14 protein-coding genes are annotated in these 12,948 nt (G+C 63.8%); 1 reads left to right on the top strand and 13 read right to left on the bottom strand.

Annotated elements, in window-relative coordinates; translation table 11 throughout:
- Positions 1–15 precede the first annotated feature (15 nt).
- Positions 16–441: an EVE domain-containing protein gene (locus KEC45_RS15495; RefSeq protein WP_062176938.1), complete on the bottom strand. Its 426-nt coding sequence runs from the start codon at positions 439–441 to the stop codon at positions 16–18.
- A gap of 134 nt (positions 442–575) precedes the next feature.
- Between KEC45_RS15495 and KEC45_RS15490 the strand changes: the two genes are divergently transcribed.
- Positions 576–1,505 (top strand): isopenicillin N synthase family oxygenase, encoded by a 930-nt coding sequence (locus KEC45_RS15490; protein ID WP_062176940.1) that lies wholly within the window; start codon positions 576–578, stop codon positions 1,503–1,505.
- 152 nt (positions 1,506–1,657) lie between these two features.
- On the opposite strand, the gene KEC45_RS15485 is transcribed toward KEC45_RS15490, so the two are convergent.
- From KEC45_RS15485 to KEC45_RS15430, 12 genes are all read right to left on the bottom strand, one after another.
- Positions 1,658–2,092, bottom strand: coding sequence for a PilZ domain-containing protein (locus tag KEC45_RS15485; RefSeq protein WP_062176944.1), 435 nt, complete (start codon positions 2,090–2,092; stop codon positions 1,658–1,660).
- Positions 2,093–2,363: 271 nt separating this feature from the next.
- Positions 2,364–2,897: a hypothetical protein gene (locus KEC45_RS15480; protein WP_062176946.1), complete on the bottom strand. Its 534-nt coding sequence runs from the start codon at positions 2,895–2,897 to the stop codon at positions 2,364–2,366.
- Positions 2,898–3,081: 184 nt separating this feature from the next.
- Positions 3,082–3,615 (bottom strand): hypothetical protein, encoded by a 534-nt coding sequence (locus tag KEC45_RS15475; RefSeq protein WP_062176949.1) that lies wholly within the window; start codon positions 3,613–3,615, stop codon positions 3,082–3,084.
- Positions 3,616–3,801: 186 nt separating this feature from the next.
- Positions 3,802–4,617 carry a glycine zipper domain-containing protein gene (locus tag KEC45_RS15470; RefSeq protein WP_062176951.1) on the bottom strand — a complete coding sequence of 272 codons (816 nt, stop codon included), beginning with the start codon at positions 4,615–4,617 and terminating at the stop codon, positions 3,802–3,804.
- A 116-nt stretch (positions 4,618–4,733) separates the two neighbouring features.
- Complete coding sequence (locus KEC45_RS15465) at positions 4,734–5,222, bottom strand: GAF domain-containing protein (RefSeq protein WP_062176954.1); 489 nt, start codon at positions 5,220–5,222, stop codon at positions 4,734–4,736.
- Positions 5,222–7,387: a prolyl oligopeptidase family protein gene (locus tag KEC45_RS15460; protein ID WP_083435626.1), complete on the bottom strand. Its 2,166-nt coding sequence runs from the start codon at positions 7,385–7,387 to the stop codon at positions 5,222–5,224. Before KEC45_RS15460 ends, KEC45_RS15465 begins: the two co-directional genes overlap by 1 nt.
- Positions 7,388–7,472: 85 nt before the next feature.
- On the bottom strand, positions 7,473–9,128 hold the full coding sequence (locus KEC45_RS15455; RefSeq protein WP_062176956.1) for an SDR family oxidoreductase: 1,656 nt from the start codon (positions 9,126–9,128) through the stop codon (positions 7,473–7,475).
- Positions 9,125–9,532: a thiol-disulfide oxidoreductase DCC family protein gene (locus KEC45_RS15450; protein ID WP_062176958.1), complete on the bottom strand. Its 408-nt coding sequence runs from the start codon at positions 9,530–9,532 to the stop codon at positions 9,125–9,127. The genes KEC45_RS15455 and KEC45_RS15450 overlap by 4 nt, the downstream gene beginning before the upstream one ends.
- Entirely contained in the window at positions 9,525–10,193 is a 669-nt protein-coding gene (locus tag KEC45_RS15445; protein WP_238586535.1) for a DUF4166 domain-containing protein, read from the bottom strand. The genes KEC45_RS15450 and KEC45_RS15445 overlap by 8 nt, the downstream gene beginning before the upstream one ends.
- Positions 10,194–10,203: 10 nt before the next feature.
- On the bottom strand, positions 10,204–10,779 hold the full coding sequence (locus KEC45_RS15440) for a GbsR/MarR family transcriptional regulator (protein ID WP_062176960.1): 576 nt from the start codon (positions 10,777–10,779) through the stop codon (positions 10,204–10,206).
- Positions 10,780–11,336: 557 nt separating this feature from the next.
- Positions 11,337–11,759, bottom strand: coding sequence for a 50S ribosomal protein L17 (gene rplQ / locus KEC45_RS15435; RefSeq protein WP_062176961.1), 423 nt, complete (start codon positions 11,757–11,759; stop codon positions 11,337–11,339).
- Between the two features lie 115 nt (positions 11,760–11,874).
- Positions 11,875–12,933 (bottom strand): DNA-directed RNA polymerase subunit alpha, encoded by a 1,059-nt coding sequence (locus KEC45_RS15430; protein WP_062176963.1) that lies wholly within the window; start codon positions 12,931–12,933, stop codon positions 11,875–11,877.
- Positions 12,934–12,948 lie beyond the last annotated feature (15 nt).

The following is a 12,948-nucleotide window of genomic DNA, read 5'->3' as shown; positions in this document are numbered from 1 at the left end:
GGTAACGGTGCGGGATCAGCCCTCGGGCTTTTCCGACTTTTTCAGAATATGCTTCCATTCGGCGGGCGTCACGCGCCCGACCGACAGCCGCGACTGACGGATCAGGTCCATGTCAGCGAGTGCCGGGTCGGCCTTGATCGCCGCAAGCGTTACCGGATGCTTCAGCGCGCGCACCGGGGCAACGCGAACGATGACCCAGGGCGAACCCTTTTCGGCGGTGGGATCGGGCGAGGCGGTCTCGGTGATCGTCATGATCCCCACGCATTCCTTGCCGATATTGCTGTGATAAAAGAGCGCCTCGTCGCCGACCTTCATCGCCATAAGGTTCAGCTTCGCGGTGTGATTGCGCACCCCGTCCCACATCCCTGTGCCTTCACGCACGAGTTGTTCCCACGCATAGGCGTCGGGTTCGGATTTCATCAGCCAATATTGCTTTGCCATGGGGCGGGACTTAGCCGAGCCGATCGCGCGGCGAAACCGCCTTTTTCCCTTTAACCGCGGCCGCGCAGCGCCTAAATCGCGACTCATGACGCGCCCCGACGGGCGCCGCCCCTTATCAGATGGACTTATCTTTCATGACCGCTGCCGTTCCCGTCATTTCCATGTCGCTTCCTGCCGATCAGTTCGCGAAAGATTTCGGAGCGTCGTTCGAACGTTTCGGCTTCGCGATGATCACCGACCACGGCATCGACCCTGCGCTGATCGACGAAGCCTGGGACAAGGCGAAGGCCTTCTTCGCGCTGCCCGAAGAAACGAAGCGCGCCTATCATATCGCCGGCGGCGGCGGTGCGCGCGGTTACACCCCGTTCGGGACGGAGATCGCGAAGGGCGCAAAGGAAGTCGACCTCAAGGAATTCTGGCACGTCGGCCGCGACCTGCCCGTCGGCCACCGCCTCGCGGCGCAGCAGCCGAACAATGTCTGGCCCGCCGAGGTCGAAGGATTCCGCACCGCCTATGACAAGCTGTTCGCCGAATTCGACCGTGTGGGCGGTCGGCTGCTTTCGGGGATCGCGCGCTACCTTGGCCTCGCACCCGATTTCTTCGATGACACCGTCGCCGATGGCAACAGCGTGATGCGCCTGCTCCATTACCCGCCGGTCGAAGCTCCCGCAAAGGGCATCCGCGCCGAAGCGCATGAGGATATCAACACGATCACGCTGCTGCTCGGCGCTGAAGAGGCTGGGCTCGAGATCCTCGACAAGGACGGTAGCTGGCTTCCGGTCAGCCCGCCGCCTGGTGCGATGGCGGTCAATGTCGGCGACATGTTGCAGCGGCTGACCAACAACAAGCTGCCCTCGACGACGCACCGCGTCCGCAACCCCGACGAAGGCCGCGCGAGTGTCGCGCGTTACTCGATGCCTTTCTTCCTGCATTTCCGTTCGGACTATCCGATCGAAACGCTCGAAAGCTGCATCGACGCCTCGCACCCGAACCTCTATCCGACGCCGATAACCGCGGACGATTATTTGCAGGAACGGCTCCGCGAAATCGGGCTCAAGAAATAGGCGAATCGCGGTCCCGGGGTGCGGGTTGGAGCTGCTGGCCTCCGCTCGCCACCCTTAGGCGGATTTCCGCAAAAAACTGCTGTGGCTTTAAGCGTCAGCGGATCGCGAAGATACGTCCACAACCGGCTTCTCGGCTCCAGGATGGACGTCGGTCAGCGCTTCCGCCCGAATTGCCCTGGCAGGCTGGTCGCGCGCGTCAGTCCCGGGCGCCAGGTGTCGACGCGCGGCGGCGGCACGATCTGGAAATCGGCGCGGCTGTCGGCGGCGACGATCTGGTCGTTGTGCGCAGCGCGCAGGCGGATGGTTTCGATTTCGCGGTCGGTCTGGATTCCGAAGCGTGTTCCCGCGACCCAGCGTACGGTTCCCATCATTGGCTCGTGCCCGGGCAAGAACACCGTCATGCGCTCGCCGATCTGCAGGATATGCGGCCCTTGTCCGCCGATTCCCGTTAGTGAGACGTTGCGAAGCGTGACGTCGAACCGGCCCAGCCGCTGACAGCCGAGCGCCGCCTTGACCAGCCGTGACTGTCGCGGCTGGCGCTTTTCATCCGGTAGCGATGAGGCAGGGGAGGCCTCGGGATTCGACATGCGCGACTCGACAACTGCCGCCCGATTCCCACCTCGGACGGTTATCTGATTGGTCCCGATCCCAGTCCTAAAGGAGGAAGGTAAATTTTCGTATAGCGTGTTTGATAATATCCACGAATTATTCGGGTCGCCGAAGATATTTGGCGGACGTGATTCCTCCACCAGCGCGGGATCCGGCGGCCCAACCAGCCGCGGAGGCGGGAACCGCACAAAAAGAAGGCCCGCCGCGTGCCTGAGCACGGGCGGGCCGGATCGTCAGGGCATCGGGAGATTAGCCGAGGCCCGAGAAGCGGATATCCTGGACACGGCCATAGCGGATGTCGCACGTGAACTTGCCCCTGTCATACGATCCGCCGCGGCCCCAGCGGCCACGCCAGCCGTCGTTAACGATCACGCGGCCTTTGACGCGATAACCCTCGCGCTTGCGGTCGATGCTCGTCACTTCGGTGACGTCGGTGCGGCCATAGCGGCGGCTGCCGCGTTCGACGGCGTTGACGCACTGGCTGACCGCGCTGCGGCTGTTGCCATAGCGGTTATAGTCATAGCCGTAGCCGTAGCGCGCATCGTCGTAGCGGCCACGATAACGATCGTCATAGCGGCCATCGCGGTCGTAACGATCGTTATTGCCGCTCGACAGGATCGCGGCGAGCCCGCCGATCACCACCGCGCCGGCGATGATTTCGCCTGCGCTGATGCCGTCGCGGTCATAGCGGTCGCGTGCCGCGGCGGGGGCAGCGCTCATCAGCATCGCGCCGGCGGTGGCCGCACCAATTGCGGCCTTGGTCAGGTTGGTATTGATAGCCATGGTTCGGTCTCCTCAAAAAGCGCAGGCGGCGTTTCGCGGCCTGTTGAGGATGATATATTGCAGGCGCTGTGACGCCGTCCTGAACCCGGCGCTTATCTGGCGTTCAGCCTTGGTTTTGCTGGCGTTCATAAAGAAAAAGGCCCCGCGCCATGGGGCGGGGGGCCTTTGCCGCTATGGCATTCCGTCAGCCGAAATTGACGTCGACGACGCGGCCATTCCGGTAACTGCAGCCAAAGCTTTTCACCTCGCCGCCGAGGCGCGAGGCGGTGCCGGTGACATACCAGCCGCCATTGTTGGGCTCGGTCCCGGTGATGCTGTCGACGCGGGCGTCGTCGCCCAACTCGCCCTCGACCGCCCAGCTACAGGCATCGGCGGCACGGCTTTCGGCTTCGCCGCGGCCATAGGGGCCGGGGACGGCGTCGTTCTGCGCTTCGGGTTCGTAACGCGGCACTTCTTGCCGGCCGTCATCGCTGCGATACGGCGGCTCGTACCGATAATCGGGCGCGCGCTCGCGCTTGTCCTTGCTGACCGAACTGGCGATGGCTGCAATGGTGCCGATGATGAGCAGCCCGCCGAGCACGTCGCCAGTGCTGATCCGGTCGTGGTGGCGATAGCCCCAGCCGCCATATCGTCCACGCGCTTCGGCGGGGGTGGCGCTAAGGCCGATCGAGGTCACGACGATCGCCGCGGCGGTGGTGAAGCTGGTCAATTTGCGCATCGAGGGAAACTCCCTGTGGGCCCCGGATGGTCCGGCCCGCAATGATCCCGCCCTACGCCCGCGATGCTTTCGCGCCGCTGAACCGTTGCCGCAGCGCGGTAAGGCGAGCCCCAAGAAAAGGCCCGCCATCCTGAAGATGACGGGCCTTTGGACCAGCTACAGGTGACCAGACCCGTCTCTTAAATCTCAGCAGACGCAGCGCGGGGCGGCCTTGGGTTTCGGCCTCCACTTTTTCTTCGCCACATAACGTTTCCGCACCGGCACATTTTCATAATAGGTGCGCGTCGAGGTCTCGACCCGCTCGGTCACGACTGGCGCTCCGCTGATGATCGTCGTGACGACGACGCCGGGAGTGTAATAGCCATAGCCGTAGCCGCCATATTGGTAGGTCGTCGAATATCCGCCCGGATAAGTGCCGCCCTGATAATAGCCGTCGTAGCGCGCGCTGCGGCTCGACCAATAATCTTCGCACTTCTTTTTGTCCGCGGCATTGCCGATCGCGCTGCCGGCAAGCGCGCCGACTCCGGCGCCGATCAGCGTGCCGGCGGTGCGGTCACCGCGTCCGGCTATGCGGTTGCCGGCGATGCCCCCCACGAGCCCGCCGACAACCGCGCCGCCCACTGTGCCCCCCCGGCCACAGCGGCGTTCCATCTCTTCGTTGTAACGGGCGTCATATCCGCCGTGATAATAAGGATCGTAAGCGGGGGGTGGGGGGTAGTCGGGGCCATGGCCTTCGATGGTGCCTTCGTAGCGGCCTTCGTAGCGGCGGCCGTCGGGAGTCTCGTAGGTTCCGTCCCACGTCCCGGTCCAGCGACCCTCGGCATCATAGCCCGAGACGCGGCGGTACTCGACTTCGCTCGGCACGCGATCGGGATAGCCGGTATAGACGCGGGCATCGGGGTCGGCCGGAACGCCATAGTCGAGCGCGGGCTGTTCGGCGCTGGCGTTTGCCGTCAACAGCAACGTCCCTGCGGCCAGTCCCAACAACATAGTCGTACGCATGCCAAACTCCCTGTTCCCTCGGCGCGAACCGATTGGTTAACAGTTTGTTAGCAAAATTAGCGATTCGTCGCGAATCCGTTAACCCTGAAGAATGCGTCCCGTTTTGGGTCAGGGATTCAGGCGGCGAGCGACGCAGCGATGCGCGCGACCAGTGCTTCGGCGCCCGCCTGATCGGCGGCCGTGAAGCGCGCGGGAAGCGGGCTGTCGAGATCGAGCACGCCGATGAGGCGATCGCCCGCGATCACCGGCACGACGAGTTCGCTGCGGCTGTCGGCGTCGCACGCGATGTGGCCGGGAAAGGCGTGAACGTCCTCGACACGCTGAGTCGCACGCAGCCGCGCGGCGGCACCGCATACGCCCTTTTCGAGCGGAATGCGGATGCACGCTGCCTTGCCCTGGAATGGACCGAGGACCAGTTCTGTCCCGTCGAACCGATAGAAACCCGCCCAGTTGAGGTCGGGGATCGCCTGCCAGATCAGCGCCGCGACATTCGCCATATTGGCGATGCCGTCGGGCTCGCCCTCGACGAGCGCCGCGGCAGCGTCGCCTGCCTCGGCCCAGAGTTCAGCGGGATCGGTTGCGGTGAAGGAAAGCGCGTAACTCATTATTCGACGCTCAGCCCGGTCCACTTCGCCGCAAAGGCATATTTGTCGGCCGCCTCTGCGATGATCTTGTCCGTCGGCTTGCCGCTGCCATGGCCCGCCCGCGTTTCGACGCGGATCAGATGCGGCTTGTCGCCCGCCTTCGCGTGCTGGAGCGCGGCGGTATATTTGAAGCTGTGCCCCGGAACGACGCGGTCGTCGGTATCGGCGGTGGTCACCAGCACCGCGGGATAGGCGGTGCCGTCCTTGATATTATGGTAGGGCGAATAGGCGAGCAGGTTCTTGAAATCGCCTTCCTTCGACGGATAGCCATAATCGTCGACCCAATAGCGCCCCGCGGTGAAGCGGTCGAAGCGCAGCATGTCCATCACGCCGACCGCGGGCAGCGCGGCGGCGAACAGGTCGGGGCGCTGGTTGGTGACTGCGCCGACGAGCAGCCCGCCGTTCGACCCGCCCTCGATCGCGATCTGGCCCTTGCCGGCAATCCCCTCTGCAATCAGATATTCGCCCGCCGCGATGAAATCGTCGAAGACATTCTGCTTCTTGTCGAGGCGGCCGGCATCGTGCCACGCCTTCCCATATTCGCCGCCGCCGCGCAGGTTGGCGATCGCCAGCACGCCGCCCTTGTCGACCCAGGCGAGGCGCGTCGGCGAGAAGCCGGGGGTCATCGAGACGTTGAAGCCGCCATAGCCGTAAAGAAGCGTCGGCGAGCCCTTGCTGCGGTCGAGGCCCTTTTTCATCACCAGGAACATCGGCACTTCGGTACCGTCTTTTGATTTGTAAAAGCGCTGTTCGACGCTGAAATCGGCCGGTTTGAAGGTCAGCTTCGGCTCGGCGAAAATCTCGCTCCGCCCGGTCTGCGTGTCGAAGCGATAGATAGTCGTCGGCCGCGCATAGCTTGAAAAGGCATAAAAGGTTTCGGGATCGCTCGACTTGCCGCCGAAGCCCGAGGCCGAACCGATGTCGGCAAGGTTGATGTTGGCGACCGGCTTTCCGTCGAGCGCGATCATCCGCGCTTCCGACTTCGCATCGCCGAGGTAGGAGAGGATGATGCGATTGCCGACGCGCGACGCGCCGACCAGTGTCGCCTCATTCTCGCCGGCCAGTTCGGTCAGCGCCGCGGACTTTTTGATGTCGAGCGAGACCAGGCGCCCGCGCGGTGCGCCCTTGTTGGTGACGAAGGTGAAGCGCGGCCCCTCGTTGGTCACATATTCCCAATTGTTCGCAAAGTCGTCCACCAGCACGATCGGCTTCGCGCTGCGCTTGTCGGTCGGATACAGCGTCAGGCCATAGCGTTCGTCGGTGCCTTCGGACGAGACGACGAGCAGATATTTGCCGTCGTCGGTGACCACCGCGCTGTTGTTCAGCTTGGGCTTGTCGGGGGTCGCGTGGATCAGCACGTCGGCGCTCTGCGGCGTCCCGAGCTTGTGGAAATAGACGCTGTGATTCTCGTTGAGCGACTGGAAGGCCTCGCCCTCCTTGGGTTCGGGGAAGCGCGAATAATAAAAGCCGCTGCCGTCCTTTGCCCAATCGAGCGCGGAGAATTTAACCCAGCGGACCTCGTCGGACAAATCCTGCCCGGTCGCGACATCCTTGACCCGGACGATGCGCCAGTCGGTGCCGCCGTCCTGCACCGAATAGAGGAGATGTTTGCCGTCCTCCGACGGATTCCATTCCCCGAGCGCGGTCGCGCCGTCCTTGGCCCAGCTATTGGGGTCGATCAGCACGCGGCCTTCGCCCTTCAACCCTTCGCGGACGTAAAGCACCGACTGCGGCTGGAGCCCGTCGTTGCGGCTGTAGAAATAGCGCGTCCCCGCCTTCGTCGGCAGGCCGAAGCGCTCGTAGTTGTAAAGTTCGGTCATCCGCTTCTTGAACGTGTCACGCCCGGGCAGCGTGTCCAGATAGGCATCGGTCACCTTGTTCTGTTCCACGACCCAGTCGGCGACCTTGGGGTTGACGCGAACATCATCCTCGAGCCAGCGATAGGGGTCGGCGACATCGACCCCGAACTGAGGGTCGATCGTGTCGCCGCGCGCCGTATCGGGATAGGCCAGCGCCTTGACCGATGCCGATGCCGATGCCGCGGCGGCGTCGGCCGCCTGTGCTGCGCCCGGAATCATCGTCAGGGCAACAAGCGCCAGCGGCGCGGACAGGGTTTTACGGGGCATGGCAAGGCGACCTCTTTTCTGGGGAAATTATCGTGCGCCGATATGTAGGCATCGACAGGAGACGGGCAAGGGGATTTGATACCCGTCAGACGGGTTCGAGCGATCCGCGATAGGCGACGATCAATCCGACAAGCGGCGCAGAGATTTCCACGTCAAAGAAGAACCGGCCATCGGCTTCCGCCTCAAAACTCGTGCCGTCCGGCATCAGCCAGCGCGGCATGGGAATGCCAAAGGCCGACCATCGGCGCGGGACGAGATAGAGGCGCTCATCCCGGGTCACGAGCGCCATGGCAAAGGACAGGGGACCGAAGCGTTCGACGAGCAGATAGTCGCTTCGTCCGGTTCCGCGCGACTGCAGCGACGAAAAGCGCTTGCCGCCGAAATCGCGGCTCCAGCGCTCGCCCCCCTCTTCGGCGGTGAAAGCGACCGTGACCGGCACGCTTGCCGCGGCTTTGGGGAAACCGATGATGGCGGCGGCAAGGCGCGCGAGCAGCCCCGTGCCGCGGCGGACTTCCGCATGGCCTTGCCACCGGCGTTCGGCCTTGCTTCCGTGCAGCGACCGAAGCTGCGGCGGCAGGGTGTCGAAGGCAGCTCCGAGTATCTGACGATAGAGCGGGGCGCCCGCTTCTTCGCTGCGAAACCCGGTGTGGATCGAGCGGCCGTCGAAAAGCGCGTCATAGTCGGCCAGCGTCAGCGCATCGACGCTGGATCGCGCGCCCGCGGCCGGGCGGTCGCCGGTGCGCAGTTTGCGGACGATCGCCTCGATCGCCATCGAAGGAATATAGGGGCCGTCATCGCCCTCGGCCAAAAGATGCCAACTCCGCTCCGCCGGCCGGTCGTCGACCAGACCGCGCGCGCGGATGAACATGCCACCGCGATGCTCGCCGAAACGCATGCGGTTGAGCACTGCATAGAAAAGTCGAGAAAACGGCTCGAACGAGGGCAGGTGAAAACGCGCGCGCGTTTTGGCGAGAAGGTTCAGGATGCGGTGCAGGATTTCGGGCACCGGCCCGGCGCCCATCCAGATGTCCGTAATCGCAGGCCATGCGCGCGGAATGAGTTGGAGATCGGGGACGTCGACGAGCGAGAAATGAATGTTCCTGAGCGGCAACCGGCCGGGGACTGCGACGGTATAGCGCAGACTCTCGGCCAGGCCGATGCCATGGCCGTCCCGACCGCCGCGCCGCAATTTAACCGGCGCGCCGGCATAGCCGACGACCGCGCGCATCACGTTGAGCCCGATTCCTGCAAAAGGCGAGGGCGCGATCCCGCCTTCGACGGTGCGGATGTCCATCGTCTTTGCCATCTCGCGCAGCACCGCCCCGGTAAGTGCGGGAAAGCTGCTGACGCCCGTCAGGATGAAGATATCGGCGGCCTTTGCCTGTGCATCGAAGCGATCGATGCCGAAGACGAAATCGGCGCCATCGGCAAAGTCGAGATAGTCGGTCTTTGCCGCGATGCAGGCTTCGACGACGCGATAACGGTCGGCGCCATAGTCCTGAAAAGGCCCCGACGCATCGACGACGAGGTCGGGCAGGAGATCGTCCAGCGCGCCGGCGATATCGCGCCGGTCGAGCGCGTGCGGATGGACGCGCGCGGCGCCACGATAGGCCGCGCAGAAGCGTTCCGCGCGGGCGAGGTCGCGGCCGCAGATCAGCAGGTCGAGGTCGGGCAAATCGGCGAGCAGTTCGGCAAGGCGGCCGCCGAACACGCCATAGCCCCCGAGGATCAATATCTTCATGGCAATATCCTGCTGCGATATTCGGGCGGGGCGATCCAACAGGACGTGCGTCTTCCGAACAGCCGGTAACGATTGCGCGCGATCCATCGGTAAACCGGATCGCGGAGCAACGCGGGAACGAGGCGTAAAAGCGAAAATAGCCGCCAGGGCCGGCCGAGCCCTTCGTAAATCGCCAGAACCGCATCGCTATCGCGCCGCACGCGCGCGTCTTTGATCACGAGAATGGTCGTCGGATCGTTCGGATCGAGACCGTGTTCGCGGCATAATGCGCGGCCCGCCTCGCCCTGGATCGACGCAAGGCGGAACCGTGCGGACTTGTCGTGGCGCAGGACGAATTGCGCATTGGCCGAGCACAGCACGCATTCGGCATCGAACAGGATGATCGGGCCGGCTTGGTCAGGCATCGCGGAACAGCCCGTGCTGGTTGAGGAGTTCGCCAAGCTGCGGATGCGTGACCTTGAGATCGAAGGCGAAAAGGCCGCTGCCCAGATGCTGGTGCGTCACGACGGTCGTGCCGGGGGAGAGCCAGCCGGGGATGCGGAACCGAAGTCCCGCCGCCTGCCAGAAATAATGATCGGACGTAAAGATCAGCGCGTCGGCCTCGGCGCGGACGGCAAGCGCCATGCCGAAGCCGCCACCGATATGTTCCTCCAGCCCCGTCGGTCCCGCAAAGCTTTTTGCACTATGGATGACTTGCGGGTGGCCACGGGCGCGACCGTAGAGTCGCGTCCAGCATTGGCCGCCGCTTTTGCGGTCTTCGCTGACGGCGACGGCGGCAGGTGCGGGGCCGCTGCGGCTGGTCGGCAAGGGCGCGCCGATCAACCGGCAGAACTGTGCGAGCAACCATCCGGCGCGCGAAAGGCGCGTCCAGACAATCTCGCCGCGATAGGTCGCGACCGCCGTGCCGGAGAGGCGCTTGCTGAAGCGTTGACGGACATCATGGGGGAGTGCGTCCCATGCAGCGCGCGGAACGAGGCGGCGGAAGCGATCGTCGGACAGCGCCTCGCCACTTTCGCACGCGGCGGGTTCCCGTGCGTCGATCATCCGCTTTGCCGTGCCGCGCATCGCTGGCCTCCTATCCGGCGTCCTTGCCCTTGCCCGGGCGCCAGTTGATCAGCTTGGTCACCCCGGCGCCGAGTTTGATGAGCCGCATCAGTGCAGGTTTGGGCACGCTCAGCATCTCGTCGTGCCAGCGCCCCATCGTCGTGACGAAATCGAGCATGTCGGCGAGCCGCGCCTTGGCTTCGCCGCTCAATTGTGGGTCATCCGCCGCGCGGGCGACACACGCTTTCAGCGCCGCTTCGGCGGGGTCGACCTCCCGCGCCTTGCGCCCCGCGGCGATGCGCGTGACCATTTCCCAGATGTCCTTCTCGGCCGTGAAATGGTCGCGCCGGTCGCCGAGCAGCGGAACGCGTTCGATCAGCCGCCAGCCGAGCAGCTCCTTGATCGAATTGGAAACATTGGAACGTGCCAGCCCAAGCATTTCTGCGATTTCTTCGGCATGGAGCGGGCGGTCGGAGATGAACAATAGCGCGTGGATCTGCGCCACCGAGCGGTTGACGCCCCACTGGTTGCCAAGATTGCCCCAGTGAAGGATGAACTCGGTCGCGGCCGGGGAAAGCTTCGACAGGTTTTCGGTAATTTCTGTCATGACAGAAATATCGGACATAGGGGATAGGAAGTCAAGTACCGGCGGGCGGGTTTCGACCGGTTGCGGCCCTTTCCATCATCGTTACCCTCGAACGCGACACGTGGCTCGTTCGACTTGATCCGGGGTCCCGCGTGAAGTTGAAGCCAGTGGGCGCCTCAAGAAGCGGGATCCCGGGTCAAGCCCGGGATGACGAGGTTCGGGTAATGACCGATTGCTGCCGTTGCAGGTGTGTGCCCCGGCGAAGGCCGGGGTCCAGAGCGCAACGAGCAGAGGTCGGCTCTCTGAAGCCCTGGGCCCCGGCCTTCGCCGGGGTGCGCAAATGGGAAACGACCGGTTGCCGACCAATCCTTTTTCGTCACCCCGGACTGGATCCGGGGTCCCGCTTGAAATCGAAGCCAGTGAGTGCGTCAAAAAGCGGGATCCCGGGTCAAGCCCGGGATGACGGAAGCGGGGGACGGGATGCCCGCTTTCCAACCCAAAGCCGACACCGCGGCCATGAAAAAGGGCGGCCATCCTTTCGGATGCCGCCCTTGATCTCGTTTCGCTGAAAGCGCGTTTTACGCGGCTTCCACCTCGTCGTCATACTGCTCGACGGGGCCCGAATCCTGGCCCTTGGCGTCGACGTCGCGGTCGACGAATTCGATGACCGCCATCGGTGCCGCGTCCGAGGCGCGGATGCCGGCCTTGATGATGCGGGTGTAACCGCCGTTGCGGTCCTTGTAGCGCTCGGCGAGGACGTCGAACAGCTTCTTGAGCTGCGTGTCGTCGAGAAGGCGGCTGTTCGCGAGGCGACGGTTGGCAAGGCCACCGCGCTTGGCGAGCGTCACCAGCTTTTCGACGTAGGGACGCAGTTCCTTCGCCTTGGCGACGGTCGTCGTGATCTGCTCATGCTTGATGAGCGATGCCGACATGTTGCGGAAAAGGGCGGTGCGATGCGCGCTCGTGCGCTGAAGCTTCCGGCCACCTGATTTATGACGCATATCTTTGTCCTTCGTTTGTCAGAGGGGCCGTTCAAGGTACCCCAAGCCAGGTCGATTTGCGGGCCGACCCATTCCCGTTGTGACGGCGCCCCGGCGAACCGGGGCGCTATCTCGATTAGCCCAGCAGCTCTTGTTCGAGCTTCTTGGCCATTTCTTCGATGTTCTCCGGCGGCCAGCCGGGGATGTCCATGCCGAGGCGAAGACCCATCGACGACAGCACTTCCTTGATTTCATTCAAGGACTTGCGGCCAAAGTTCGGGGTGCGAAGCATTTCGGCTTCGGTCTTCTGAACGAGATCACCGATGTAGATGATGTTGTCGTTCTTGAGGCAGTTGGCCGAACGGACCGACAGTTCGAGCTCGTCGACCTTCTTGAGAAGGAAGCGGTTGAGCTGGTTGACGTCCGATTCGTCGGCAGTGGCCGACGGAGCCGCCATGCCGATGAGACCGCTGTCGTTCATCGCTTCTTCGAAGTGGACGAAGACCTGGAGCTGGTCCTGGAGGATGCGCGCGGCATAAGCGACGGCGTCTTCCGGGGTGATCGTGCCGTCGGTTTCGACGGTCAGGTTCAGCTTGTCATAGTCCAGTTCCTGACCGATGCGGGCATTGTCGACCTTGTAGGCGACCTGGCGCACCGGCGAGTAGAGCGAGTCGACCGGGATCAGGCCGATCGGCGCGTCGATCGGACGGTTTGCGGTCGCGGGGACGTAACCCTTGCCGGTGTCGGCAACGAGTTCCATGTTCAGCGTCGCACCATCGTCGAGGTGGCAGATGATGTGGTTGGGGTTCATCACCTTGATGTCGCCCGAAACCATGATGTCGCCGGCCTTGACGGTCGCGGGACCGGTCGCCGAAAGCTGAAGACGCTTCGGGCCTTCGCCTTCCATCTTGAGCGCGATCTGCTTCACGTTGAGGACGATGTCGGTGACATCTTCACGCACGCCGGCCAGGCTCGAGAATTCGTGCAGGACGTTCTCGATCTTGATCGACGTGATAGCCGCACCCTGGAGCGACGAAAGCAGCACGCGGCGCAGCGCGTTGCCAAGCGTCAGGCCAAAGCCGCGCTCGAGCGGTTCGGCGACGAAGGTCGCCTTGCGCTTGCCGTCGCTGCCAGCCTTGATTTCCAGGTTGCTGGGCTTCTTCAATTCCTGCCAGTTCCGGATATTGACAGTCATGGATTTCCCTTTGCT

The organism is Sphingopyxis sp. USTB-05 (assembly GCF_023822045.1).
Taxonomy (GTDB): domain Bacteria; phylum Pseudomonadota; class Alphaproteobacteria; order Sphingomonadales; family Sphingomonadaceae; genus Sphingopyxis.
This window is presented reverse-complemented; position numbering and strand designations above follow the sequence as displayed.